The sequence below is a fragment of the Amycolatopsis keratiniphila subsp. keratiniphila genome (assembly GCF_001620365.2).
Lineage (GTDB): Bacteria > Actinomycetota > Actinomycetes > Mycobacteriales > Pseudonocardiaceae > Amycolatopsis > Amycolatopsis keratiniphila.
On the sequence record NZ_LQMT02000006.1, the window covers coordinates 1 to 22,325 of the forward strand.

General features: G+C 71.2%; 28 protein-coding genes. 9 read left to right on the forward strand and 19 right to left on the reverse strand.

Annotated elements, in window-relative coordinates; translation table 11 throughout:
- Positions 1 to 81: 81 nt before the first annotated feature.
- From AVR91_RS04095 to AVR91_RS04110, 4 genes are all read right to left on the reverse strand, one after another.
- On the reverse strand, positions 82 to 666 hold the full coding sequence (locus tag AVR91_RS04095; protein ID WP_063276361.1) for a Uma2 family endonuclease: 585 nt from the start codon (positions 664 to 666) through the stop codon (positions 82 to 84).
- Between the two features lie 121 nt (positions 667 to 787).
- Positions 788 to 1,183: a hypothetical protein gene (locus AVR91_RS04100; RefSeq protein WP_063276360.1), complete on the reverse strand. Its 396-nt coding sequence runs from the start codon at positions 1,181 to 1,183 to the stop codon at positions 788 to 790.
- A gap of 222 nt (positions 1,184 to 1,405) precedes the next feature.
- On the reverse strand, positions 1,406 to 2,095 hold the full coding sequence (locus AVR91_RS04105) for a zinc finger domain-containing protein (protein ID WP_063276359.1): 690 nt from the start codon (positions 2,093 to 2,095) through the stop codon (positions 1,406 to 1,408).
- A 127-nt stretch (positions 2,096 to 2,222) separates the two neighbouring features.
- Positions 2,223 to 2,885 (reverse strand): hypothetical protein, encoded by a 663-nt coding sequence (locus tag AVR91_RS04110; RefSeq protein WP_063276358.1) that lies wholly within the window; start codon positions 2,883 to 2,885, stop codon positions 2,223 to 2,225.
- 375 nt (positions 2,886 to 3,260) lie between these two features.
- Between AVR91_RS04110 and AVR91_RS04115 the strand changes: the two genes are divergently transcribed.
- A complete protein-coding gene (locus tag AVR91_RS04115; RefSeq protein ID WP_143253873.1) occupies positions 3,261 to 4,427 on the forward strand; it encodes a coiled-coil domain-containing protein in 1,167 nt (388 codons plus the stop codon).
- 73 nt (positions 4,428 to 4,500) lie between these two features.
- Here the strand turns inward: AVR91_RS04115 and AVR91_RS04120 are convergent, their stop codons facing one another.
- The 13 genes from AVR91_RS04120 to AVR91_RS04180 form a co-directional block, all read right to left on the reverse strand.
- The gene (locus tag AVR91_RS04120) at positions 4,501 to 5,022 is read right to left on the reverse strand and encodes an AAA family ATPase (protein ID WP_083737358.1); all 522 of its coding nucleotides are present in this window, start codon (positions 5,020 to 5,022) and stop codon (positions 4,501 to 4,503) included.
- Positions 5,010 to 5,762 carry an HNH endonuclease family protein gene (locus AVR91_RS04125; protein ID WP_063276409.1) on the reverse strand — a complete coding sequence of 251 codons (753 nt, stop codon included), beginning with the start codon at positions 5,760 to 5,762 and terminating at the stop codon, positions 5,010 to 5,012. The genes AVR91_RS04120 and AVR91_RS04125 overlap by 13 nt, the downstream gene beginning before the upstream one ends.
- Positions 5,759 to 6,382, reverse strand: coding sequence for a hypothetical protein (locus AVR91_RS42655; protein ID WP_063276408.1), 624 nt, complete (start codon positions 6,380 to 6,382; stop codon positions 5,759 to 5,761). Before AVR91_RS42655 ends, AVR91_RS04125 begins: the two co-directional genes overlap by 4 nt.
- Positions 6,383 to 6,481: 99 nt before the next feature.
- Positions 6,482 to 6,706, reverse strand: a complete 225-nt coding sequence (locus AVR91_RS04135; RefSeq protein WP_063276407.1) for a hypothetical protein — start codon at positions 6,704 to 6,706, stop codon at positions 6,482 to 6,484.
- Positions 6,707 to 6,775: 69 nt separating this feature from the next.
- Positions 6,776 to 7,141 (reverse strand): hypothetical protein, encoded by a 366-nt coding sequence (locus tag AVR91_RS04140; RefSeq protein ID WP_063276406.1) that lies wholly within the window; start codon positions 7,139 to 7,141, stop codon positions 6,776 to 6,778.
- Positions 7,142 to 7,155: 14 nt separating this feature from the next.
- Complete coding sequence (locus AVR91_RS04145) at positions 7,156 to 7,566, reverse strand: hypothetical protein (protein WP_063276405.1); 411 nt, start codon at positions 7,564 to 7,566, stop codon at positions 7,156 to 7,158.
- Positions 7,563 to 8,213: a hypothetical protein gene (locus AVR91_RS04150; RefSeq protein WP_063276404.1), complete on the reverse strand. Its 651-nt coding sequence runs from the start codon at positions 8,211 to 8,213 to the stop codon at positions 7,563 to 7,565. Before AVR91_RS04150 ends, AVR91_RS04145 begins: the two co-directional genes overlap by 4 nt.
- A 43-nt stretch (positions 8,214 to 8,256) precedes the next feature.
- Positions 8,257 to 8,748 carry an NUDIX domain-containing protein gene (locus AVR91_RS04155; protein WP_063823204.1) on the reverse strand — a complete coding sequence of 164 codons (492 nt, stop codon included), beginning with the start codon at positions 8,746 to 8,748 and terminating at the stop codon, positions 8,257 to 8,259.
- Positions 8,749 to 8,791: 43 nt separating this feature from the next.
- On the reverse strand, positions 8,792 to 9,682 hold the full coding sequence (locus tag AVR91_RS04160) for a hypothetical protein (RefSeq protein ID WP_143253874.1): 891 nt from the start codon (positions 9,680 to 9,682) through the stop codon (positions 8,792 to 8,794).
- 112 nt (positions 9,683 to 9,794) lie between these two features.
- On the reverse strand, positions 9,795 to 10,055 hold the full coding sequence (locus AVR91_RS04165) for a hypothetical protein (protein ID WP_063276402.1): 261 nt from the start codon (positions 10,053 to 10,055) through the stop codon (positions 9,795 to 9,797).
- Between the two features lie 1,892 nt (positions 10,056 to 11,947).
- Positions 11,948 to 12,532, reverse strand: a complete 585-nt coding sequence (locus AVR91_RS04170; protein WP_076857253.1) for a cyclic nucleotide-binding domain-containing protein — start codon at positions 12,530 to 12,532, stop codon at positions 11,948 to 11,950.
- The gene (locus AVR91_RS04175; protein WP_063276400.1) at positions 12,516 to 13,226 is read right to left on the reverse strand and encodes a helix-turn-helix domain-containing protein; all 711 of its coding nucleotides are present in this window, start codon (positions 13,224 to 13,226) and stop codon (positions 12,516 to 12,518) included. The genes AVR91_RS04170 and AVR91_RS04175 overlap by 17 nt, the downstream gene beginning before the upstream one ends.
- Before the next feature lie 558 nt (positions 13,227 to 13,784).
- Positions 13,785 to 14,579, reverse strand: coding sequence for a GntR family transcriptional regulator (locus AVR91_RS04180; RefSeq protein WP_083737364.1), 795 nt, complete (start codon positions 14,577 to 14,579; stop codon positions 13,785 to 13,787).
- A 203-nt stretch (positions 14,580 to 14,782) separates the two neighbouring features.
- On the opposite strand from AVR91_RS04180, the gene AVR91_RS04185 reads away from it, so the two are divergent.
- The 7 genes from AVR91_RS04185 to AVR91_RS42660 all read left to right on the forward strand — a co-directional run bounded on the left by AVR91_RS04185 (position 14,783) and on the right by AVR91_RS42660 (position 20,267).
- Positions 14,783 to 15,115, forward strand: coding sequence for a hypothetical protein (locus AVR91_RS04185; protein ID WP_143253875.1), 333 nt, complete (start codon positions 14,783 to 14,785; stop codon positions 15,113 to 15,115).
- Positions 15,112 to 15,483, forward strand: coding sequence for a hypothetical protein (locus AVR91_RS04190; protein WP_063276397.1), 372 nt, complete (start codon positions 15,112 to 15,114; stop codon positions 15,481 to 15,483). Before AVR91_RS04185 ends, AVR91_RS04190 begins: the two co-directional genes overlap by 4 nt.
- Positions 15,483 to 15,701: a hypothetical protein gene (locus tag AVR91_RS04195; protein WP_063276396.1), complete on the forward strand. Its 219-nt coding sequence runs from the start codon at positions 15,483 to 15,485 to the stop codon at positions 15,699 to 15,701. Before AVR91_RS04190 ends, AVR91_RS04195 begins: the two co-directional genes overlap by 1 nt.
- Positions 15,698 to 16,108 carry a hypothetical protein gene (locus AVR91_RS04200; protein ID WP_063276395.1) on the forward strand — a complete coding sequence of 137 codons (411 nt, stop codon included), beginning with the start codon at positions 15,698 to 15,700 and terminating at the stop codon, positions 16,106 to 16,108. Before AVR91_RS04195 ends, AVR91_RS04200 begins: the two co-directional genes overlap by 4 nt.
- 88 nt (positions 16,109 to 16,196) lie before the next feature.
- On the forward strand, positions 16,197 to 17,726 hold the full coding sequence (locus AVR91_RS04205) for a DUF2637 domain-containing protein (protein WP_063276394.1): 1,530 nt from the start codon (positions 16,197 to 16,199) through the stop codon (positions 17,724 to 17,726).
- Between the two features lie 20 nt (positions 17,727 to 17,746).
- Complete coding sequence (locus AVR91_RS04210; protein ID WP_063276393.1) at positions 17,747 to 20,059, forward strand: hypothetical protein; 2,313 nt, start codon at positions 17,747 to 17,749, stop codon at positions 20,057 to 20,059.
- Positions 20,052 to 20,267 (forward strand): hypothetical protein, encoded by a 216-nt coding sequence (locus AVR91_RS42660; RefSeq protein ID WP_143253876.1) that lies wholly within the window; start codon positions 20,052 to 20,054, stop codon positions 20,265 to 20,267. Before AVR91_RS04210 ends, AVR91_RS42660 begins: the two co-directional genes overlap by 8 nt.
- Here the strand turns inward: AVR91_RS42660 and AVR91_RS04215 are convergent.
- Both AVR91_RS04215 and AVR91_RS04220 read right to left on the reverse strand, forming a co-directional pair.
- Positions 20,242 to 20,835 (reverse strand): nucleoside 2-deoxyribosyltransferase domain-containing protein, encoded by a 594-nt coding sequence (locus tag AVR91_RS04215; RefSeq protein WP_083737366.1) that lies wholly within the window; start codon positions 20,833 to 20,835, stop codon positions 20,242 to 20,244. The genes AVR91_RS42660 and AVR91_RS04215 overlap by 26 nt on opposite strands.
- Entirely contained in the window at positions 20,832 to 21,233 is a 402-nt protein-coding gene (locus AVR91_RS04220) for an HIT family protein (RefSeq protein ID WP_083737368.1), read from the reverse strand. The genes AVR91_RS04215 and AVR91_RS04220 overlap by 4 nt, the downstream gene beginning before the upstream one ends.
- A 644-nt stretch (positions 21,234 to 21,877) precedes the next feature.
- On the opposite strand from AVR91_RS04220, the gene AVR91_RS04225 reads away from it, so the two are divergent.
- Positions 21,878 to 22,324 carry a hypothetical protein gene (locus tag AVR91_RS04225; protein WP_143253877.1) on the forward strand — a complete coding sequence of 149 codons (447 nt, stop codon included), beginning with the start codon at positions 21,878 to 21,880 and terminating at the stop codon, positions 22,322 to 22,324.
- The last annotated feature ends 1 nt before the right edge of the window (position 22,325 follow it).

Genomic DNA, 22,325 nt, shown 5'->3' on the forward strand with positions numbered 1-22,325 from the left:
GGCGGGGCCCTCGGGGTGCGTCTTGTCTACTACTCGTGGAAACGGCCCGTTTTCGACGTCGGACCATCCAGGTTCAGCCGATCAGGGGGTCAGCTCGGCCAGGGCGATCCGGACCGGGACGGGGCCGGCCAGCTCGATCTCCGCGCCGGCGGTGCGGTGCGGGCGCTCGCGGTAGCCGCCCGCGCTGTGGAGCTGCAAGGCGCGCAGCTCGACCCGACCGCCGCGGGCGAACTCGAGCAACCACAGGAACGGGATGCCGGCCTCGGCGTAGGCGGCCACCTTGGTCTCCCGTTCGGCCGCGGTGTTGCCCGGTGACCAGACTTCCACCGCCAGCTCCAGGTCCTCGGCCGGGAAGCTGGTGGCGGTCGGCGGCCGCCGAAGGAGCGCCACGTCCGGGATGAGCGCGGTTCGGAGTGCCGTGGTGATCTCGACGCCGACGCCGAGCACCGGGTACAGATCGGTCCGGCCGGCGGCCTTCACCGCGTCCCACAGTGCCCTGTACAGGGCCCCGGTGGCGTACTGGTGGGGACCTCCAGGAGGCGGCGACACGTGCCAGTAACCCCAAATCAGCTCAAGGCGGCCGCCGTCGTCGGGCCGGTCGGCGGTACGCCACTCGTCTACGGTGTGCGGGCCCAGCGGGTGCTGGAGGTCGGCGACTGCGGACACCCAGCATCACCTCCCGTCGTCGTCTGCTGGCCAGTGTCCCACACCCGGCCGCGGCGAAGGAGCGCCGCGACCGGGGCGGGTGTGCTGGCGTGCTGGTGGGCTCATGCAGGTGGAAGGCGTGTCAGCTTGTGGTGGCGTGGGTGATCGCGGCCGCGACGTCGGCGGCGTGGGCACGGCCGAGGCTGTTGGTGGCGTTCTCCCGGAGGTTGACGGGCACGCCGCCGCCGAGGCTGGCGGCGATCCGCAGGGTTCGCCCAGGGCCTCCGGAGGCGCGCAGCTCCCCGGAGTCGAGCGCGGCCACGACGTCGGCCCACAGAACACGGGCCAGCGGCGACCCGTCGCCGGTCAGGTCGGGGTCGTCGGTGTAGTCCACGAACAGACGGAAGTCGGCCCGGTCGAGCCAGCCGCCGCTGATCAGCAGATCGGCGGCGGCTTCGTCCGGCGGGCTTCCGGCGGCACGTGCCCGCACCGCGGCGGCCAAGTCGTCGGTGCTCAGGTTCGCGGTGTCGCTGCTCATCGGGTTGAGCGCTCCTCGGTGTGGTGGTGTGCTGTCGGTCTGGTGCTGGTCACAGCTGCGGGCCTCCGTCTGTGAGGGGACTGGCGCACTCAACGTAGACCCGAACCAGGGTGCTCGTGCCGCGGTTGGGGCGGGGCTCGGAGACTTCCTGGACGTCGAACTCCCGGCGGAGTCGGGCCACGGTGGTCTCGGCCTCCGCGGCGGTGCACATGATGCGGATCTTCACGCCGAGGCCGCCGCAGGTTCGGCAGTGCCGTCGATCGTGGCCACCGCGGCCTGGCGGCGGGCCTGGTGGGGCATCTCGGCCAGCCGACCGGTTCGGGTCTGGCACTCACGGCCGGGCTCGGCTCCGCACGTGGTGCACGGCTCGGCGCGGGTCTGCTCGCGGATGCGCTTCTCCCGTTCGGCCGCCCGGCGCTTGTCGGCGCGTTTGGACTCCCACCGGTCCAGCTCGGGCAGCCCGTCCAGGCCCTCCAGGTACGGGATACCGGGCTCGGCCTGGTCGGCCCGCCACGGCGTGTCCGGCCGGGCCAGCGCGGCGACCTGGTGATGTGTGAGCACAGTGGAGAGCCGTTTTCCGTACCGGGTCTTGTCGGTGTCCGCCCCGTACGCGGCGAAGCCCCAGGGCTCGGTCCCGCCGAAGGTGCGGGCCAGCGGCCGCTCCTCGGTGATGATGTTGTCCACCTCGGCCAGGGTCTCCGCCAAGCCGGAGATCCGGCTGGCCTGGCCGCTCAGCTCGTCGCAGACCTGCTCCAGCTCGACCGGCACCGCCGGCCGCTCGGCGGCCACCGCCAGCTGGCGCAGCCAGACCGCGGCCGCGGACAGGTGCGTGACCAGTTCCTCCAAGGTGATCCGGTCCCCCGCGCGCAGGTGCGCCGTGTCGGCCGGGTCTGTGCTTCCTTGCGTAGTCATGCGACCACTGTAGCGGGCTATGTCAAATGAAACACCAGGTCAAACGGCATGGTCTGGCGGGTTATCACACATGATTATTGGTCCATTGGAGCAGTGCCGGCCCGGTTTTTGCCGGTGGTGGCGGTGCTCAGCCGCGGGTGGCTCGTTCGGCGGCCGCGCGGAGTATGTCCCCGGTGGTGATGATCTTTCCGCGCAGTTCGCGGCGGCGGGCCATGTCCTCCTGGCGCGGGCCTTTGCCGAACGCCAGGCTCATGGCGATGGCGAGTCCTTCTGGCCCGCCGATGCGGTCGGCCGCGCCCAGGCCGTCGCCGAATCGATCGGCCCAGGCTTGTAGCTCGCGCTCGGCGGGCTGGGATTCCCAGTAGGCCGCGCGGCGGACCTGTTCCCACAGCTGGCGCGGCAGGTTGCAGGCCAGGCGGCCCTGGCCGTCGCCGGCGCGGCCGGAGGCGAGTTCGACGCCGACGCGGCGGCCGGGAATGCTGGCCTTGCCCACTGGGATCGGCTTGTACTTCCTGTTCCAGCCGTTCTCGGCCAGGACCTTCTCCAGGTGGTAGGCCAGCAGCGCGTCCCGGCTGGCCGGGCACTCTCCCGAGTACCGGCGGCGAAGCCGTTCGGCCTCCAGGGCGGCGCGGGCATCGCGGCGCGCCGCGGGGTCCTTGATCTCGTGGACTTCGGCCAGGGCGTCGGTCCACCATTCGCCTTCGCGCTTCTTCTCGGCCTTGACCTTGGCGCGGACAGCGCGCTCCAGCTCGGAGTCACAGGTGGTGGAGAAGCTGCGTCCGTCTGCCACGGTTCCGTCCTGCTGGTGTCGGTACTGGCCACGCCCCGCCGGTGGCGGTTAATCACACATGATAAATGGGCCGAACGTTCTGCCGGTGGACCGACTCCCCTCCCCCGCAGTGGTAGTTCGACCAGGCCGCCCCTACGTTTTGCCGGACGAGACACCGGAGAGGCGAAGGAGGCGCCGGGGTGACTTCCCTTCCCTGCCGTGCGCCAGAGTCTCCGGTATGTGTCTACACATCCGGCCTCACGTTATCGCGTCTCAGGCGAACTCAGCCCTTGTTTTTCGTCTTGATCTTCACTCGTTGGGCTGGACTTTTATTTTTAATAATCTAACAAGTGTTTTGACTTCCTCAAAATTAAAAGTCGCCGTAGAGTGATGGGTATGACTGAGCCTGCCGTGACCTCCCCCGAACCTGATTCGGCCCCCGTCCGCATCTGCGGATATCGCAAGTGCGACCGCCGGTTGCCGGCCCAGAAGGGCCGGGGGCGGCCGCTGGAGTTCTGCAAGGACCGCCAGTGGCCGCCGGGCGGGAAGTCCTGCCGGGAGATGGAGGCCGAGGCGAAGCAGGCCGAGCAGGCGGCCGGGCTGGACGTGCCGCTGGCGACGTACCGGGAGGTATCGGAGCCGCTGCTGGAGGTGCTGGACGGGCTGGCTGTGCGGCTGACCGAGCACGCCGGCGCGGTGCGCGGGGTGGAGTCCGGGGCGCTGGCCCGGATCACCGACGCCGAGGAGACGACCCTGCGGGCGGTCGCGCGGGCCGAGGAAGCCGAAGGCGAGCGGGCCAAGGCAATCCGCCAGTCGGAGCGGGACCGGGCCGAGGTGACGCAGGCCCGCGAGGACGTCATGGCCGCCAAGCGCATGGCGCGCGAGGCCGAGGCCGAGAAGGAGCGGGAGGTGAGCGCGGCCTGGCGGAAGACCGTCGAGCACGAGGGCAAGCGGGCCGCGGCCGAGGCGAAGGCGGAAGCGGTGTCCGGGAACCTCAAGGCGATGACGGACCGGTTCAACACGTTGGCCGAGGAGGCCAAGGGGCTGGAGAAGCGGAACAAGGAACTTGACCGCAAGGCCGCGGCAGCCGAGGCCGAGGCGACGGCCGCCGAGAAGGCCCGCCAGCAGTTCGAGGCCACGGCGACGGCGAAGGCGGCCGAGGCGGAACAGGAGCGCGCGGCCGCGGCCGAGGCCCGCGGGGCGGCGACGCGCGCCGAGGAGCGGCTGGCCGAGGTCCAGGCCGAGCTGACCGAGGCGAACGGCACCGTGGAGCAGCTGCGCAGCGACGTCACCGGGGCCCGCGCCGAGACTGCCGTGGAGAAGGGGCGCGCGGACACCGCCGAGCGGGAGCTGGCCGAGGCCCGCGCCGAGGTCGAGCAGACCGGCGGGCAGCTCACGGAGGCGAACCGCACCGTGGAGCAGCTGCGCGGCGACGTCACCAGGGCCCGCGCCGAGGTCGAGCGGTTGACGACCGAGCTGGCCGCGGCGACGTCGGCCGCGGCGACGGTGGACCAGCTGCGCGGGCTGCTGGCCGAGGTCACGAAGGGCAAGGGCGCGAAGTAGGCGCGGGGCCGTCCTCGAGAGCGAACAAGCAGCCGGCCCCCGGTCCGCGATGGACCGGGGGCCGGCTGCTGTTCTACGTGGCCACGTCGTACACCTCGGCGAACCCTTCGCGCCGGAGCCGCCGGCGGGTCAGGGTCCGCACGGTCCACCACATCCGCACCACCACCAGCGCCGGCACTCTCCGCGGCCGGGATCGGTTGCGGCGCAACGTCTCCAGCAGTGAGCACCGGAGCCGGACCGCGACCGGTGCCGCGCCGTGCTCGGCGGCAAGTGCCCGCCATCGGGCTCGGTCCCGCGGGTGGGCCCCGGTCGCGTCGATCGTGACGTCTCGCCCGGCGGCCAGGTGGTCGGCGGCGCGCGCCTGGACGAGATCGAACGCCGCGGCCGAGGCCGCCTGGTCCTCCTCGCCGGTGCCGATCTCGGCGCGGGCGCGGTCGGTCGAGAGCACCGCGCCCAGCTCGGCGCGGTCACGACACCACGTGCTCTTGCCCGTGCCGGGGGCCGCGATCAGCACTCGGAGCCAGGCCCGAGGCGGGGTCTCCCCTCCCCCGGTGTGCTGGTGTTCTGATGGGTTGCCGCTGCTCACTGCGGACATGTGGCCAGTCCCTTCGTGAGCGCGGCCCGCTCGGCCGCGGTGACGGCGAGGCCGTACCGGGCCTTGACGCCGGTGTAAATCCGGCTGTACCCGCACGCGAACGCGGGCGGCATGTACTGGTCGGCCGTCTTGTCCCGCTTGTCTCTCGCGTTGGCCTTGTCCTGCACCGCGAGCAGGTTCCCGAGGTCGTTGGCGGCCTGGATGCGCCGCTCCAGCGGCCAGGCCGCGGCCCCGGCCCGCCACTGGGCGGCGAGCGGGACAACGTGGTCAATCTGGACCTTGGCCAGCGGAACCTCGGTGCTGGTGTACGGGTCGTGCAGCACGCCGGCGGTGACCTTGCAGCGGCCGCGGCCGGGTTTGCGCTGCACGTCGTCCAGGTCGCGGGCCAGCACTTGCGATCGCTGGTCGCAGCCGTCGCCGTCGGTGTCGATCCACGGGCGACCGAACACGCACGCCTTGCCCTTGTCGCAGTCGCGTTCGTAGCCGTCCATCGGGCCGGGCGCGGCTTCGCGCAGCTGCGCGAGCAGGGTCCGGGCCTCGGCGGCGGCCGGAGTGCCGGCGGGCAGCCGGTCCAGGCGGACCTGGCCGCCGGGCGCGGCCGGGCTGGTGCTGGTGGTCGGCGCGGCCGTGGTGGTGCCGGCGGCCGCGGAGCTGGTGGGGGTCCGGGGCGGGGTGCATCCGGCGAGCAGCGCCAGGACGACGGCGGCCGCGGCCGCGCCGCGGAAGGTTCGGCGGGTCATCGGTTCCTCAACCTCCAGACGTGCATGGCGGTGGCCAGCTCGGCCTCCCGCCGGATCTGCGGGTCCACCAGGTGCGCCCAGCGCTGCCACAGGGCACGGCCGGCCGGGGTGAGTTCGACGCGGCGAGCGGTGAAGAAGTAGCGGCCGGAGCGGACGCGGATCAGGCGACGGCCGAGGGCGACCAGGCCGGCGCGTTCGAGTTCGCGGACGGCGTTCTCCTCGGCGAGGCCGAAGAACCCGCCGGTGGTGTCGTGCTTGCGGCGGTCCTGGCGCAGGTTGCACCAGGTGTCAGCCAGATCCGCCTCGGCGGTGTACGGGCTGGCCGACAGCACGATCTGGCCGAGGCCAACCAGGTGGAGGGCACGGTGGGTCGGCCACGCGCGGTCCGCGCACGGGCGGTGTTCGGGCTCGGCGGCCGGGATCTCCTCGACGGCCCACAGCGCCGGCGGTTCCTCGGCCGGTGGCCTCGGCGAGGCCGAGCGGTTCCGCCAGTAGTGGACAGCTCCGCCGCCCCACCGTGGGGACTGGCGTGGCAGGTTCTCCAGGCCCTCCAGCGGCGGCTGGCCGCCGGGTTCAAGCGTGGCCGCGGCTGTGTGGCCGCGGACGTGGTGCGGGATCATCAGCGGTGACTCCGTTCTCCTTCAACGCGTGTTCGGGGTCCGCCGGTCCGGCGCGGTCGGGGTGGCTTGTCAGGGCGTCCCCGACCGGCCGGCCGGTTGTCAGTCGTCGCCAAGCACCTGGTCCCAGAACTGCGGGTCGTCCTCGTAGCGCGGTGCGGTGGTGCACAGCTCGCAATTCTGTTTGCCGTGAGCGCCGCAGATCCCCATGACGGTGGGGTGGATGCGGGTCGGCGGGATGTTGTTCGGGTGGTGCTTGCAACTGGTGTTGTGGAGCTGGCCTGTGGTCGCTCCGCAGTCGTCGCAGGCGTTGGATTTCCTGGCCATGATCGTGTGTCGTCCTCTCGGTTCATCGCGTGTTCGGGTTCGCCGGTCCGGCGCGGTCGGGGTGGCTTGTCAGGGCGTCCCCGACCGGCCGGGCCGGTCGTCTGTGTGCTGGTGTGCTGGTGGGTTGGTGCTGCTGGCGGGCCCGAAAAGGCGGGTGTGTTCGGTGCCGAGTACGGCGGCCTCGAAGATGGCCAGTTCGGAGGTCCAGCGCTGGACGGGCCAGTCCGCGGCCAGCTGGAGCTGGCACGCTTCACCGGAGCCGCGGCGGCCGGTGACGGTGACCATGCCGGCGGCGTCCGGGTCGGTGACGTGCTCGACCTGGACCAGGTGGTCCCAGACGTCGCTCTGGTTCGGGTCCACGATCCGCGCGCCGGTCTCCAGCTGGCCGGCGCGGGTGTGGTCGGCCCAGAACTCCGCGGCGTCGTGGCTGTTCATCGTCGCGTCCCTCCTCACTCGCCGGGGCAGTCCTCGCCTGGTGCGTACCGCGGTTCTTCGCCGGGTTCGGGTACCGAGCCCTTGAGCGGGATCACCCAGTAATGCGGGTGCGCCGGGCGGGGGCTGGCGTGGAACTCGTCGACGGGCAGGCACCGCACGGTGGGGACCGGCCGGTCCAGCGGGCGGCCGCTGGTGTCGCAACAGGTCATGGCCGAGGAGTCGGCGACGATCCAGGGGCCGGAGACGTCCGGGCGGGCCGGGTGCGCGATCGGCGGCCGCGGTGCCGCCGGGGCGGCGGGGGCGGCCGCGGTGGTGGGGCCGAGGCCGGGGGTGTGCGGGTAGGACAGCCGGATCACGCCGAAGAACAGGGCGACGATCAGGCCGGCCAGCGCGCCGAGCAGGAGGAGGCGGACGGTGTTGTTCATGCGCTCCCCTCCCCCGCTGGTGTGCTGGTGGGCTGGTGGTCCGTACCTGGTGAGGTGGTGGTTTCGGTGTCGTCGGCGCGGTCGTACACCGCGCGGTACGCGGTGTGGCCGAGGTCGCCGAGCAGGCCGCCGGCCTTGGCGGTGCCCCAGAGGTCGGCGAGCGCGGCGAGCGCGGTCCGGGTGCGGTCGATCGAGCCGGTTTCGGCGTCGGCGGCCGCGGCGGCGTGCAGCTCGGCGACGGCGGCCGCGTTCGCCGCGGTGTCCACCTTGGGCGGTGCGGCCGGGACGGTGAGCCGGTCGGCGGGGCCGGTGCGGGCGGCCTGCACGAGGGCCAGGGCGACGTCCCCGACGCGGCGGGCCTGTTCGCGGCGGAGGCGTTCCTGGACCATCCGGACGACCCGGCCGCCGTCCTCGCGGCCGTAGCCGAGCAGGCGGGCCACCTTGTCCTGGCTGAGGTTGCCGTGGTGGTACAGGGCCCAGGCCAGGGCGTCGGTCGCGTCGCCGACCAGCCACGCGGCCAGTTCGCGCACGGTGCCGGCGGCCTCGGTGACGGTGGCCAGGTGCCGCTCCCGGTCGGGGTCGTCGGGGTTGTCGAGCGCGGCCGCGGCGGCCAGGGCGGCCGCGACGGTCAGCAGGTCGTTTCGCATGGGGTCCTCTCTGGGGTGGTCGTGACAGTGGCGGGCGGGTTCGTCACGAGCGGCGGAGGGCATCGGTGATCGAGTCCGCCAGGTCGGGACGGTTCTGGATCAGGACCGCGGCGGCGGCCTCGATCATGTCCATGTGGTCGAACGCCAGCGGCGTGGCGGTGTTCACCGACGCCAGCGGGAACCACCGGGCATCGGCGGCGTCATCGGCGGCGAAGATCGGCGGCATTCCGGGGAGGAAGTCGGTGTAGACCACGGCGACGTACCAGCCGCGGGCATCGCGGCCGGGTGTGTCGAACACGCCCACCTGGGACGCGGTGGTGGTGCTGGCGTCCAGGCCGGTCTCCTCCGCCAGTTCGCGGACAGCGGCCGTGCGGCTGGACTCGTGGGGGCCGTCCACGTGGCCGCCGGGCAGTGCCCAGGAACCGGCGTGCGGGTTCTTCTTGCGCTTAATGAGGGCCACGTGCGGGACGCCGTGGTCATCGGTGGAGAAGGCGACGAAATCGGCGGCGTACTTGGGGCGGTCGTGATCGCTCACGGTGGGTTCCTTCCGGGTGGTGTGCTGGCGTGCTGATGGGTTGTCACTGGTCATGGCGAGTATTTCGGCGGGTTCGGGTGGGATCGCAGCGGGGGCAGTACGCGCCGAACTCCGCGCCTTCGCTGCGATGGACGGCCCAGTGGGGCTCGGTGAGCAGCACGCCGGCGGTCACCTCGGGCGGGTAGCCGAACACCAGGCCGCGGACCACCTTCGGTAGTTCTCCGTGCTGCTCGGCGGCGTCGATCAGCTCCAGATGGCCCCAGGCCAGCAGGTCCGCCGCGGCGCGCTCCCCCAGGTCGCCGGGCAGCACCCGGCGGTACTCGGTCGCCAGGCCGGGCAGGTCGAAGCGGTCGGCGAGCGTGCCGGGCTGTGCGGCGAAGGCCCAGCAGCCGGGCCGCTGGAGCCGCACCACCAGGCCCTCCTCGGTGGCCTGCTCGGCCCAGCTGCGCATGGCCGAGCGGGGCATGGCGGGATGCTGGCGGATGCCGAAGTACCCGGCCGGTTTCCGGCCGGTGTGGATCGCTTCGCCGATCCACTCCTCCGCGTCCTCGAACTCCGGGGCGAGGTTGACCAGCTCGTCCAGGATCACCCCTCGTTGGGCCCTGATCGGATTCCACGGGCTGACCAGCTCGGAGCGCCAGGTCATGCGCGGGCCACGCCAGCGCCAGATCATCCAGCCGTCCACCGCGGCCGCCCAGTCGGTGAGGCCGTCCGGGCCGGACCGGTGGTAGATCCCGTGGGCCGGGACTCCGGCGGGTCGCCAAGGCCCGGAGTTGGTCCACCAGGGATTGAGGCGGGTCCGCCAGGTGTCCGGTTCGCACAGGTCCGGGGTGCGCGGGTCGTCGGCGTGGGCGGGGTCGAGCGTCCAGCCTCCGAGGTCGCGCCAGGCCGGGCTCCGCCGGGTGAGGCGGGCGGGCAGCAGGTCCAGCAGCACGGACATAGTGTGCTGGCGTGCTGGCTGGCCGATGCTGGTCAAGTGGGTCTTTTTCACTCCGCGGTTCACTTCCCGTTCACTCCCCTATTAGTCCCCGTTTAGTCCCCGATGGTCAGTAGTCGATCTTCGAGGCGATGAACGCGGCCGGGTTGTTCGCGTTCACCGACCACGCCACGTCCTCCTCCTCGATCGCTGCCAGGACGGCCAGCGGGTCGTGGCCGGCTTCCTCGGCCTGGTGCAGATGCCAGGCCACCGCGCCGAAGGCGTCGCCTTCCTCGTTCTCCCCGATCACCGCGGCGGCCACCTCCTCCGGGAAGACCTCGCGCACGTAGTCCGCCGCGGCTTCCCTGCGCTTCTGGTCGTGCTCGCTCATGGTCTTGATCCCCTCTCCGTTTGACTACTTCAGTAGTCACTATTTGACTACTTCAGTAGTCATTGCGCAACCCCTCCATTCGGGTGGATGCTTGGGTGAAGCACCGCGTGGTGACCGTGGAGCATGGCGCGTTGTCCCGCGTGGGCGTGTACGCAAGCCCAGCGTTTCTAAGCGGCCCGGATGGGCGGGTGACCTGCGACCAAGCGGATAAGCACGCGGCACCCCTCCCCCGCCTCCCCTGCTGCGGACCCGCGAAAACCCGTGCGGCGGGCCGCCGCGGCCGCCGCGTGCTTGACAATGCAGCGGGGGAGCGCGGAGGCACCGGTAGGGCAGGGGAGCCTGTAACCCGTTTGGAGTAACCCGCTTGGTGGCCTCGACCTGCGAAAAGAGCGGTTTTCGCTTGGGTGGGGAGGGGTCCGAAAACGATCATTTCGCCGACCGATTTCGATCCGCGGCGGCCGGCGGCCGAGGCCGTGAACCTCGCTCGGCCGCTCCTGCTCTCGCTCCTGCTGTCCTCTTCGGAACCGCTCCGGGGCTCGAGCTCCGGAGCCGCCGGCCCGAACCTCGGCCCGGAACCGCTCCCCTCCCCCAACGCTCAACTTCGCCACGCTCCCCTGGTTCGGCACGCGCCACGCCCCCGCCGAACCCCAAGCGGCAACGCCAGTCCCAACCGGCCCGAGCGCCGGGGGAGGGGAGTGGATCTTCGACGCGGCGATCCTGGACCCCCGCGGCGAGCACCAGGACGGCCGACCAGGGGAGTGGGGCCCGGCTCGACCTTCGGGCCAGCTGGCTAGCAGGGGAGCGGAAACGACCTCCGCGGCCTCGGCCCGGCCCGCGGAACCAGGGGAGAAGGCGACCGGACCCACCCAACAGGCAAGCAGGCCGGGCCGAGATCGAGGTAAACCCGCAGGCCAGGGGCTGATGTAAGGCGGGTTATCACACATGATTACTTCCCTTCCCCCGCGCCGGCCGGGTCGATCAACCCCGACGTTTTCGCAAAAAGCCCAGGTCAAAGCGCTAATGACCAGGGGAGGGGTCACCTTGCCCCGTTCGGAAGACTTTTTATGTTGAGAAAATTAAAATGTATTTGATTTTCTCAAAAATCAAAGTCGAACCTGCTCGGTCTGGCGACTGGAGCATTTTGGGCCCTGAGTTGCGCTCTAAGGCGGATTCCTGGCTGTCATCGACCTAAGCGGACACGTTGGTCTTTGGCTGCGTCATGGGGGAGTCTCCCCGATTCCAAACTGGCGCGGGGTCGGGTTGACCGCGGAGAGTCGATCATGGGTCCGCTTCCTGGGGCTCCAGAAGCGACGGAGACGGCCGAACTGGTCTTGTCGGGGGTCTCGGAGGCGGGGGAGGGGTCCCTTGGCCTTCTGGACGTTTTCAGCGGCGTTCGCCAGTGGCGGGCGTCCCAGCTCGCGCGCGCGTTACGTTGCGTAACTTCTGTTGCTCAACTTGCACCGTGAACGTCACCACCTACGGAAAATGAACCAAGAAAATCGTTGCCCTGTGGGCCGGCGAAGCCGGTTCATAGGGCCTCGCAGGGAGTTTGAGGGCAGCGTGCCCTCAAGGGGAGAACCCAGTGGGAGAACCCAGTGGGGGAGTTCAGTGGGAGAACCCAGTGGGAGGCAACTGCACTCCGAGCGCCGAAAAGATGGCTCTGACCTGGGGATTCATGGCGGCTTCCTAGGGCGGTTGTGGTCTCGGTTTCAAGGGGTGGTTTGGTCCCGTTTTTTGGGGGTGGTTTGGTCCCGATTTCTAGGGGTGGTTTGGTCCCGTTTTTTGGGGGTGGTTTGGTCCCGATTTCTGGGGGTGCCTCCGACGTGCGTTCGACAAGAAAAAAGCCCGCCCTTGGCTGGTGCCAAAGGCGGGCTTGACCTGCGGATCTGTTGCTAGCGGACGGCTCGCTGATCCGGCGGGGAGTCTGGCCGTGCGGTCGGTGTAGGCGACGGGCCGGCAGTAAGCAGCCGGAGGCCGCCACGTTCGCGTCTGGAGATCATGGGAGCGGAGGGAGTGGCGTCCTCATCGTCGGCGTGCCCGCGCTTCGTACGGGACGGTTTCAGGGCCTCCCACACCTCCTCGGGGAGGCTGGCGCGAAGTTCCGCGCGGCGTCGGCGGTCTTCGGCGCGCTCTGCGACCTGCTCCGGGCTCATATGCGGGGCATTGGGATGGTTCAGCCGGACGACCTTGCCGCGGCCGGCCTCATAGACCCCGTGCACCTTGTCCAACTTCTCCACGGTCACCAGGTCGGCCCTGGCCAAGTTGTTCAAGGCTCGGGAGAGGGTGCCGGTGGTGCTGTGGAGCTTCTTGGCCTCGTTGTTCAGACTCAGCTCTACGGCGAAGTCATCGCCAACCCGCCGGGAGAGGTGGACGAGTAGGCCCAGCTCGGCCGCCCCCGGCGGTTCGACGGTCAGTGCCCAGACAATCGCGTCGGCGTTCACGGTGTCCTCTCGGCCAGCGTTACGCGGTCGCTCCATGCTGACCTCCCGCGGCTCCGGTTTTCCAGCCCCGGACCAGGTTCCGCCGGTGTTCGGCGCTTGATCGCTCCACAAACTCAACTGGTCGGGTCTCCGGTTCGCCTGAGTCGTTTCCGCTGGTAGAAGCGTTGACGTCTCGGTTTTTGGGGGTGGTTTCGTCGTCATCGGTGGTCGCCTCGTCGGTGGTGGGCTTCCCAGTTCGGGGGCGGTATGGGGTGCGGTCGCCATCACGCTCGGCAAGTACCCCGCGAAGGCATTCGGTCAACTCCTCGCGCTCCTCGGTGTCCAGCTCTCGCGCCAGGGGCAAGATCACGGCCGCGCGTCCGTCCGCGACGTCCACCAGCACCATTCCGGCCTCCTCCAGCTCTTGGCGGAGCGCGGGCACGGTCACCGGTGATACCCCGGCCGTCTTCGCCAGATCCGCGGCGGAGACCTCACACCACGGGGGCCTGGTACCGCCGTCGTTGTTCTTCGGTTGCAACTCCCAGACCGCGCCGAGCAGTCGAAGGGCCTTCGGGCTGATCCCGTTCTCCTCGGCCACCAGCTTGTCCAGCGAGTGAACAGGGATCTTGACGTACTGCGCAGCCGTGACCACGGTTCGGGCTGACGCTCGGCCTTGGCCTCGCCGGTGGTTCTGGACGAACGCGGGTTCTTGGCCCTTGCTGTTGTTGTGGTCGCGCAGCAACGGGGCCATTGCCCGTTTCCACTGCTGTGTGGAGAACCCCAGCCGGGCCGCGCCGACCTCTCGCCGCATTACTGCGGGGGAGGCCGGGCCCGACCTGCTGTCGATCAGTAGAAATACAGCGACCGAGGTAGCGGGGTGGTTGCGGGAGCGAAGGAGCAGCGTCGGGAGGCGGAGGTGGTGCTTGCCGACTGTGCTCACTTCGCGCAGTCGATCTAGGGGTGAAAGCTCCCCTTGATCAAGGTGGCGAAGCGGTTCGTTCATCACGTTCCCTTGCGTGGACCGTGACACACGCCGGGGGAGGAGTCTGCAAAACGTCGGCCCGGTCCTATACCCTCGGACGGTGGTGAAAGCGCCCTAAGACTTGTGGCCGATGCTTTGCAGGCGGTTCCCCCCGCCGCCGCGTGTCATCTGGGTTTCACCGAGGGCCCGGCTGGGAGCTGCCAACTCCCGGACCGGGCCTTTGGTCTGTCTAGCGGTTGATCCTCGCACCGGAGCCACCCCTGAACAGGGCAACCCGACATGCGCGTGTCGGCGGTCCACCAGGGACTGGCGTGGTGTACGGCATGGTCAGCTCCCGTCAGTCCGCGGCCAGGCCGCCGAGTCCGCGCGGGGGATCGGGTGGTCAATCTCGAACTTGTCGCCGGAGACGCGCTGGTCCAGGACTTCGACGGGCCGGCCATCGGGGAGCGAGGTCACGCGCTGCTGGCGGAGAACAGCCGAGGTGCGCGCGATGGACAGGCGCTTACTGGTCTCCGCGGTCGCCAGCTCGGCGGTAACGATCATGTGCCAGGCCAGCGGGCCGCCCAGGGTCTCCTCGATGCGGTCGTAAATGCCGCCGGGGCCGGGATCGGCCTTCTTCACCGCGGGAACCTCCTCGGCCACCCAGCCGGGGAGGTAGGTGGTGGACAGGATCATGGGCTGGTCGTGGTTGCGTCCCTCGGCCAGGTTGCGCGGCTGGCCCAGGGTGCGGTCCCGGATCACCACCTCCGCGCCGGGCTCGATGTTGAGCAGGTGCGCGACGTCGGGCGGTGCTTCGCCGAGCTGGACTCCGTAGTGGTGGAGGAGCTGATGCCGGCGGCCGCCGGACTGGAGGTAGTAGCCGCGTGCGTCGCGTTCGATGGCGGACCGGGTGAGCCGGTCGCGGCCGGTGGGGTCGAGTACCACGGTTCCGCGGTTTTTCCGTGGCTCGACCAGGTGTTGCTCCCGGAGTAGGCGGTAGGCCCGGCGAACCGTCGAGCGGTTCACGCCGAGCTGGCTGGCCAGGTCGTCCTCACGGGGGAGAACGTGGCCGGGCTCAAACTCTCTCGACAAGATGCGTTGCCGCAGGTCGGCGGCCACTTTTGTCGGGTCGGGCGTGGTCACAGGTCAACTCCTGGTCGGTCGTCGGTTCGCCTCATTTAACAACCTGGCGCGCCGTATTGACAACTGATCGTTTGTCATGTGAGGGTAGTCCTCGTCACCGCGCCACCACGGGCGGTGAGCCCAAAACCAAAAAAGCGGCCCCGGCGGGTGCTGGTAACACCTGCCGGGGCCTGGAGACCGACGTTTGAAGGAGGACGGTCCCCGTGGAACCCATCATCTCAGGTGGTGCCGCTCGGCGAGCGGTGGAGCAGGTCAACCCGGCTCGGCTGGAGGAGCTGCGCGACCGTGCGGCCCTGCTCGCGGTCGGTGTCGAGTCGGCCGAGACGTACCTGGCCCAGGGCGAAGTGATCCCGGAGCCGCTGCTGGCCGAACTGACCGAATACCGCCAGATCACCCGCTACCTGTCCCGCGCGGCCGCGTCGGACCGGCACGCCGAACACCGCACCCACCGCCGTGAAGTCCGCCGGCAGCTGGCGCGCACCTTCGGCCCGGTCACCTCGACCCTGCTCCTCGAGCGCGAGGAGCAGGCGGCATGACCACCACCGGCGTTCGTGAAGCTCTCGCGGTGCTGCCCACCTGGCGCTGGTCGGCGGCCTACGTCGCGGCCGCGGTGGCGGTGCTGCTGCTCAACCTCGTGGCGCGGGTGTCCGGCGCGCTGGTCGGCGCGGTGGCCGGTTACCTGATCGCCGGTCCGCTCGGCGGTGCCGCGGGCCTGCTGGTCGGCGCGTCCGCGCAGGACGGGCCGGTGTTCCGGCTGGTCAGCTCCCTAATCCTGGACGGCTCGGCCCGGCTCGGTGGCGCGATGAACCGCGCGGCCGCCGAGGTCGCCGACCTGGCGCAGGCCGCGAAGGAGACCGCGGAGACCTCCGCTTACGGGCGGCCCCTGGCGGGGGTGAGGGTCTGATGCGCCGGAAGAACCCGCACGTGGACACCGTGGGAGACGGCGGCCTGTTCCTGGCCCTCGGAGCCGGTTTCCTCGCCTTCCTGTTCCTGCTCGGCGTGGTCGCGCTGACGGGGGAGTGGTTCGGCCGCGGCGTTGGCCAGACGGTGCTGGAGGTCGGCCTGTGCGCGGTGTTCGTCCTGGTCGTCGGGCTGGCGTGCCGCGGTGGTGATCGGCGATGAACCAGCCGACGCCGGTCAGCAAACCGCCGTTGTTGTTCGTGGCGGACGAGCTGCTGGACCTGGACGACTCCGCGCGCAGCGGGTTCGCGGTCACGGTGCCGTGCCTGGATATCGGCGACGGTCACGTGTCGGTGTGGCCGCGGTTCCGGGTGAAGACGAACCCGCAGGGCTACGCGCTGTCGATGACGCTCGACCTGCGGGCCTGGTGCATCACGGTGCACGGCCAGGAGGCCGACCTGACGTTGCCGATGGAGTGCCACACCCAGCAGGCCGGCCAGAAGGCCGCCGAGACGTTCCGGGCGCACCTGCTCCAGAACTACGTGGCCGCGCAGGACCCCGAGGCGGTGCGGCAGTGGTGCCGCTGGTGGGTGCAGAACAGCGACCCGTACGCACGGGTCATCGAATGAAAGGGCGCGAAAAATGGCGCTTTTTGGGTTGCTGACCAGGCGTAACCCAGCAGCACGACAGCACAACGGCACGACGGAGGAGAACCAGGTGACGGCGGTACTTGCGGAGGTAGAGGCGGAGATCCGCCTTGCTGACGCGGCGGAGGAGCGGCGGCTCCGGGTTCGCCGGGAGGAGCTGGAGCTGGCCCAGCTGGAGGCCGAGGCAGCCGAGGCGGCCGAGGAGCGCAAGCAGAAGAAAGCCCAGCTCAAGCGCACCACGCGGAAGACCACGCGGAAGACCACGCGGGAGGGCAACCGTGCTCGTCGACGGGCAGCCCGGAAGGCATGGCGGGAACGGTTCCAGGCCGCGTTGGCCGGTCGCCTGGTGCTGCTGCTGGTGTTCTCGGCGGTGGTGACGGCCTGGTACGGGCAGGCCGGCTACCTCTCCGGCCCGGTTGACCAGGGCGGTAGGGGACTGGCGTGGCCGTTCGCGGTCACCGGCGCTACCGCGCTGGAGGTCCTGGGCCTGGCGATGGGCGCGATTGCCCGCGCCGCGGGGGAGCACCGGGACCGCGCGCTCCGCGCCCGGCTGCTCATGTGGGCCGTGATCGCCTTCTCCGCCTGGTCGAACTGGCAGCACAACGGCGTGGTGCTGGCCGCGCTGTCGATCCTCGGGCCGACGTCCTGGGAGATTCACGAGTGGTGGCAGCGCCGCGCGAAGCTGCACGAGGACGGCAAGCTCCGGGCTCGGCCGGTGCGGCCGCGGTTCCCGCTGGACCAGGTTCTCCTGTTCCCGGTGCGGACGCTGCTGGCCTACCGGGTGGCGGTGCGGGATCGGATCGAGGACGCCGAGCTGGCGCTGGATCGGGTCCGGATCGAGCGCGAGACCCGGCGCGCCTTCGGGCGGCGCAACCGCCGGCGGTTCGCCAAGGCGGTCCGGGAGTCGATCGATTCGAGCAATCGGGCGTTGGCCGATCGGGCCCGATCCGAGATCGAGGCCGCCCGCGAGATCCGCGCCGAGGCCGAGGGCATCCTGGCCGCCGGAGCGCTGCTGCTCGGCCCGGATCGGGTCCGCGAGGTCGCCGAGCCGATCACCGCGGCCCTGCCGAGCGAAGCCGATCCGATCGAGCCGGGGGAGCCGATCGAAGCCAGCCGATCCACCGATGACCAGGGCCATCCGATCCGCCGCCGGAGGTTGTTCCGGTCGATCGGACGCCGATCGGACACCCGGCCCGAGCCGATCGAGAACGGCGCGGCCGATCCGATCGAGGCCCCGGCAACCGATCCGATCGAGCCGACCCGATCGGCTCCGGAGTCGATCGAGCAGCCCGGCCCGATCGGTTCCGGTGAGCCGATCGAGCAGGCCCCGGCCGCCGAGTCGGAGCCGATCGAGCGGACCGCGGACACCACCAAGGACGCCAGCCGATCGGTTCACCCGATCCGCCGCCGATCCGCTCGCGGGAAGCCGATCGAGCAGCTTCGGCGCGAGGCGGCCGAGCTGATCGAGGCGAAGGGCTGGACCCCGGAGCAGATCACCGCGGACAACCTGCGGACCGCGTTGCGCTGCTCGCCGAAGCGGGCCCGCGAGATCCGGGACTACTTCCAGCAGCGACCGAACACCAGCCAGGCCGCGGCCTGATCGAGAGAGAGGAGAGGGACGTGGAGGAGAACGTGGTGGTGAGTTTCGAGCAGGCCCGCCAGGCCCGCGGTCACGGTCAGCCGTACGCCGAAGGCGCGACGGCCCCGGCGATGACGACGGACCAGCCCGGCCTGGTCGGCCAGGTGGCCGACTACCCGCAGCAGCCCGAACACCCCGGCCAGGTGCCGCACACCAGCGCCTACAACTGGCAGCAGCCCGGCCCGGAGACCGGCCCGCAGCAGGTTCACCAGCCCTACGGCTACCCGAACCAGGCGTACTACCAGCAGGAACAGCAGTACCCGCCCTACGGCTACCCGCACCCCGGCTACGTGCACGCCCAGTCGGAACGGCTGGACCGGCCGGAGGAGACGCCGATTCCGGGTATGGAGGTGGTGCCCGCCCCGCGGCGGTTTCAACGGCCGCGCCGCCGAGCTCCACTGGCGGTAAACGGCCAGATCAACGGCGCGGAGCTGGTGCGCCGAGCCGACCGCCGGGAAGCTCGGCGACGGCAGGCCCGCACCGCCGGCGGCTGGCTTCGTGTCCGGCTGTGGTGGACCGTGCGCGGCCTCGGCGCGACCGTGCGCGCGGTGTACCGGATCGTCTGGCAGCCGGACATGCCGGAGCTGATCCGCGGCATGAAGGAGACCGACCCCGCCAAGGCCCGCGCGGCCCGGAAGGAGCTGCGCCGCGAGCGGGCCCGCGCGGTCGCCGGGCTCTGCCTGGTCGGCGCGGCCAGCTACGGCGCGGTCGAATTCTGGGGAGACGACCTGGTGGAGGCCCTGCCCTGGTGGTCCTACCCGGCCGCGGCCGCGGTGGTGGTGCCGCTGCTGGCCATCGCCGGACGGGTCGAGCAGGAGGAGACCGAGGAGGAGGTCCAGACGGCCGAGATGCCCGCCGGCCTGGAGCTGTCCAGCTCGGACTCCGGGGTGAAAGCCACGCTCAAGGAGGCGTTCGCGGACCTGAAACTCCGCGCGAAGGTCCACGATGTCCAGCGCGACCCGGCCGGTTGGGGCTGGACCGTGGTGGTTGCCGTGCTCGAAAAGATCACCGAGGGCAAGCTGGAGGACCTGGAGCGGTTCCTGAACACGCCGGTGGGCGGGCTGGTGCTCTCGCCGGAGAACCGGGCCGCGCGGGTGCGGACACTGCGGATCGTCATGGCCGACCTGCTGGCTACGCCGAGCGCGGCACCGCGGCGGCCGCCGCTGTCGCTGAGCGTGCGCCAGCCGGTCGAGCTGGCCACCCGTTTCGACGGCGGCCGCCTGGCCCTGGCCCTGTTCGCGCGCCACATTCTCCTCATCGGGCGCACCCGCTCCGGGAAGTCGAACGCCCTCCACGACATTCTGGACGCGCTGACCGCGGCCGGTGACGTCGTGGTGGACGGCCTGGACCTCTCGGCCGGCCCCGACGTGCGGACGTGGGAGCCCGTGCTGAGGAAGTACGTCGGCGGCCAGGACTACGTGGCCGCGGAGCGGCTGCTGACCGACGCCAAAACCCTGATCGAGGACCGGACGGCCCAGCTCGGCGCGCGGGACTGGAACCCGGAGACGGACGGCCCCGCGCACGCCGTGGTGATTGACGAGTACGGCCTGGTGGCCGCCATTCCGCGGCTGCGCCTGCTGGTGGAGTACGTCGTCACCTACGGCGCGAAAGCCGGTGTGTTCGCCATCCTGGCGAACCAGCGCAAGGTCAAGGAGATGATGGGATCGGCCCTGATCGGCTCCCAGGTCCACATCAAGATCTACCTTGGCATGTCCGACGAGGACGCCGAGGCCCTGCCGAAATCGCTGCGTGAGCAGGGCGTTCGCCCGCAGCACTTCCGCCAGGCCGCGGACAACGACCCCGGCGACGCCGGTAAGGCGTTCGTCCTCGGCGTCGAACCCCTCCCGGTCCTGGTCCGATTCGACCGCACCACCCGCGAGGAGGCCGCCCAGCGCGCCGCCGAGCGCGCCGCGACCCGCCCGCAGCTGCGCGAACGGGACCAGCAGATCCTCCGCCGGAACGAGACCGAAGGCGTTCCCGCGTTGCTGCTGGCCACGCGGGAGGCCGTGCTGTCCGCCTCCAGCGCCGCCGGCCGCGAGCAGGCCCGCGCCTCGGGGGAGGAGATCGTCCGCTACCTCGGCGAACGCGGTCACGCGGTGGACAAGAACGGCTTGACCAGGGCCCTCCGGGAGGCGTCCGGCGGCCTGATCGCCAAGAGCCGGGACACCAACCTGGCCCCCGGCAGCAACCCGAAGGGCTTCTACCTGGAGGACCTGGACAACGCGATCCGCGCGCTTCAAGAGCGGGCCCGGCAGCAGGCCGAGGCCCAGACCACGGGAGGTGTTCATGCCTGAATCAGCCACCAGCGCCGCTCCCGAGCGGCCGCCGGACACGTGCCCGGCCTGCGGGCAAACCGGCGGCAGGCTGACCGGAGGCGTCTACCGCGGCCGCCGGAGCTGGCCGTCCGGACCGCACCAGCACAGCCACCGCTACCGGTGCAACCGGCCCGGATGCGGCCGCCGCTGGTCGCACCTGGTCACGACTTCGGCGGGGCATGAGTAGGGGACGGGGGACCGGCCGGCTGATATCCGGCCGGTCCCGCTCCGCAGCGTAGGACCGACCCGCGACCCCGAGAAGAACCCAAGCGAGTGGAGGCGGCGGCCAGGCTGGCCGCCGCCTCCACTGTGTCCGGGAGCGTGGCGCACACCGGCATCCCGTACGCGCGGCCCAGGTGGATCAAGTACCGGTTCCGCCGCGGGTCCGGACAGTCCGGGGGACAACCGAGCACCACGGTTCGCCCGGCCGCCACGTCGTGCCCGAACTCCACGTTCGTCGTCATCCCCGGCATGTGCACCAGGTCCCGCGGAATCCAGAACAGGACCACGGTAGCCACTGCCCGCGCCGCGTTCTCCCACTCGAATTGATCCCGGTACCGCGCCGCGCGGACCGGGTTTTCCGGCGTCAGCACCACCAGCGGCTCCGGCTCGCGCCAGCACTGGCCGAGCAGTTCGAGCGCCGCCGGCCGCCACGACGGCACCGGCCCGCCGGCTACCGCGGTCGGCCCGGCGAGGAACACGCTCGGCGCGGCCGCCGCGGGAAGCGGCTCGCGGGCCTGCACGACCCGGATCACGCCGGCACCTCCGCCCGCTCCCGCTGCTGGTGCGGTGTCCACGGCAGCGGCAACCCGTCGTCGGGGGAGCGGGGCACCAGGTGCCAGTGAAGATGTGGAACCGTCTGCGTCGCGCACCGGCCGGAGGACTGGATCAGGTTGTACTCCCGATAGCCCAGCTGCGCGGCCAGCTCGGCCGCGCACGCCGCGGCGTAGCCGGTGACCAGCGGGTCACGGTGTCCGGATTCCACGTGCGCGTGCGGGGCGACGATCACGTGACCGGGGATGGCACGCCGGCGCGGGTAGAACGCCGTCGCCTCGGGCCAGCGCTGCACGATGGCGGCCGGGTCCACCTCGGCCGGATCGTCGCCGGGAGCGGCGGGGCAGAAGGGGCAGAACCGCAGACGTTCGGAGGTCATGGTGTCCAGCGTCGGCGGTACAGCCGCGTCTGGACAGGCGTTTCCCGTTGCCCATATCGCGGTCAACGGGGAACCGGTCCGGAGCGTTCGGGCGCACCGGGGGAGGGGACTGGCGTGTCCTTAGCGCGTCGTATAACGACCTCAACGGCCGCGCGATGAAGCGTCGAAACGGTGCCGAGCGCGCCGCCGAACAGAGCGGCCCGTGTTCGCATCTGATGCGATTCAGAGCCGGCGCGCGGGGAACATGCAAGAGGTGCTGTGTGCCCCGGTCGGTCATCTGCAAGACGTGCTGTGCCGGGTGGAGGCGGCGGCGGGAGCAGGCGGCGGGCAGGGCTGGCGTGACGGTCGCCGGGTCGGTGTGGCGGCGGGCCAGGCGGCAGGGGAAGGCGGCAGGGGAAGGCGGCCGGGCGCGGGGGCGGAGATGGGTTCGGCGGAGCGGTGGGGCCAGAACTCGCCGGAGCAAACAGGGCGGTGGGCGGCAGGCTCCCCGCGGCGAGCGAGATAGGCCGTATCCCCTGGATACGGCGGCGGCCGGGCGGCCGCTGGCATGATCGGCGGTGCACGAGCGGGGGCGACCCCCGGCCCACCTCGTCACCTCGGCCGCCCGCCGGCGGCCGGGACGCCGACACCGGGGGGTGGGCCTGTTGCCCGATTCAGCACGACGTCACCGCGGCCGCCAGCCACGCATCTCCGGCGGCTATCCGCACCCGCTGGAGATCCGGCTGACCGAGGCCGACCGGGAGCGGCTGGTGGTCGCGGCCGCGCGGGCCGAGCTCGCGGACGGCGCGTACGCCTCGCAGCTGGTTCACCGCGGCCTGGCCGCCGACGCCGGCACCATCCCGGCGGACTGGCGCGACGTCCTGGCCGAGCAGCTGCACCACCGCGCCACGGTCGCCGGACTCCGCGGCGACGTCGCCGCGGTCGGCCGACTGCTCAACCAAGTGGCCCGCGCCGTCAACTCCGGCGGACACCCGCCATCGGCCGACGTGCTGGCACGACTCGGCGAACGAGTGGAGGCGGTGCTGGCCGCGGCCGAGGAGGGCCTGGCCGAGCTGGACACCCTGACCGCCAAGGCGCGGGACCGGCTGTGAA

Bases quoted from the DNA above. Each gene is read 5' to 3' on its own strand.
- AVR91_RS04200 (WP_063276395.1), top strand. From the start codon at position 15,698: ATGAACCAGCCGACGCCGGTCAGCAAACCGCCGTTGTTGTTCGTGGCG.
- AVR91_RS04170 (WP_076857253.1), bottom strand. From the start codon at position 12,532: ATGGAGCGACCGCGTAACGCTGGCCGAGAGGACACCGTGAACGCCGAC.
- AVR91_RS04115 (WP_143253873.1), top strand. From the start codon at position 3,261: ATGACTGAGCCTGCCGTGACCTCCCCCGAACCTGATTCGGCCCCCGTC.
- AVR91_RS04100 (WP_063276360.1), bottom strand. From the start codon at position 1,183: ATGAGCAGCGACACCGCGAACCTGAGCACCGACGACTTGGCCGCCGCG.
- AVR91_RS04220 (WP_083737368.1), bottom strand. From the start codon at position 21,233: ATGACCTCCGAACGTCTGCGGTTCTGCCCCTTCTGCCCCGCCGCTCCC.
- AVR91_RS04120 (WP_083737358.1), bottom strand. From the start codon at position 5,022: ATGTCCGCAGTGAGCAGCGGCAACCCATCAGAACACCAGCACACCGGG.
- AVR91_RS04105 (WP_063276359.1), bottom strand. From the start codon at position 2,095: ATGACTACGCAAGGAAGCACAGACCCGGCCGACACGGCGCACCTGCGC.
- AVR91_RS04140 (WP_063276406.1), bottom strand. From the start codon at position 7,141: ATGAACAGCCACGACGCCGCGGAGTTCTGGGCCGACCACACCCGCGCC.
- AVR91_RS42660 (WP_143253876.1), top strand. From the start codon at position 20,052: ATGCCTGAATCAGCCACCAGCGCCGCTCCCGAGCGGCCGCCGGACACG.
- AVR91_RS04195 (WP_063276396.1), top strand. From the start codon at position 15,483: ATGCGCCGGAAGAACCCGCACGTGGACACCGTGGGAGACGGCGGCCTG.
- AVR91_RS04190 (WP_063276397.1), top strand. From the start codon at position 15,112: ATGACCACCACCGGCGTTCGTGAAGCTCTCGCGGTGCTGCCCACCTGG.
- AVR91_RS04165 (WP_063276402.1), bottom strand. From the start codon at position 10,055: ATGAGCGAGCACGACCAGAAGCGCAGGGAAGCCGCGGCGGACTACGTG.
- AVR91_RS04150 (WP_063276404.1), bottom strand. From the start codon at position 8,213: ATGCGAAACGACCTGCTGACCGTCGCGGCCGCCCTGGCCGCCGCGGCC.
- AVR91_RS42655 (WP_063276408.1), bottom strand. From the start codon at position 6,382: ATGATCCCGCACCACGTCCGCGGCCACACAGCCGCGGCCACGCTTGAA.
- AVR91_RS04135 (WP_063276407.1), bottom strand. From the start codon at position 6,706: ATGGCCAGGAAATCCAACGCCTGCGACGACTGCGGAGCGACCACAGGC.
- AVR91_RS04125 (WP_063276409.1), bottom strand. From the start codon at position 5,762: ATGACCCGCCGAACCTTCCGCGGCGCGGCCGCGGCCGCCGTCGTCCTG.
- AVR91_RS04145 (WP_063276405.1), bottom strand. From the start codon at position 7,566: ATGAACAACACCGTCCGCCTCCTCCTGCTCGGCGCGCTGGCCGGCCTG.
- AVR91_RS04175 (WP_063276400.1), bottom strand. From the start codon at position 13,226: ATGGCCCCGTTGCTGCGCGACCACAACAACAGCAAGGGCCAAGAACCC.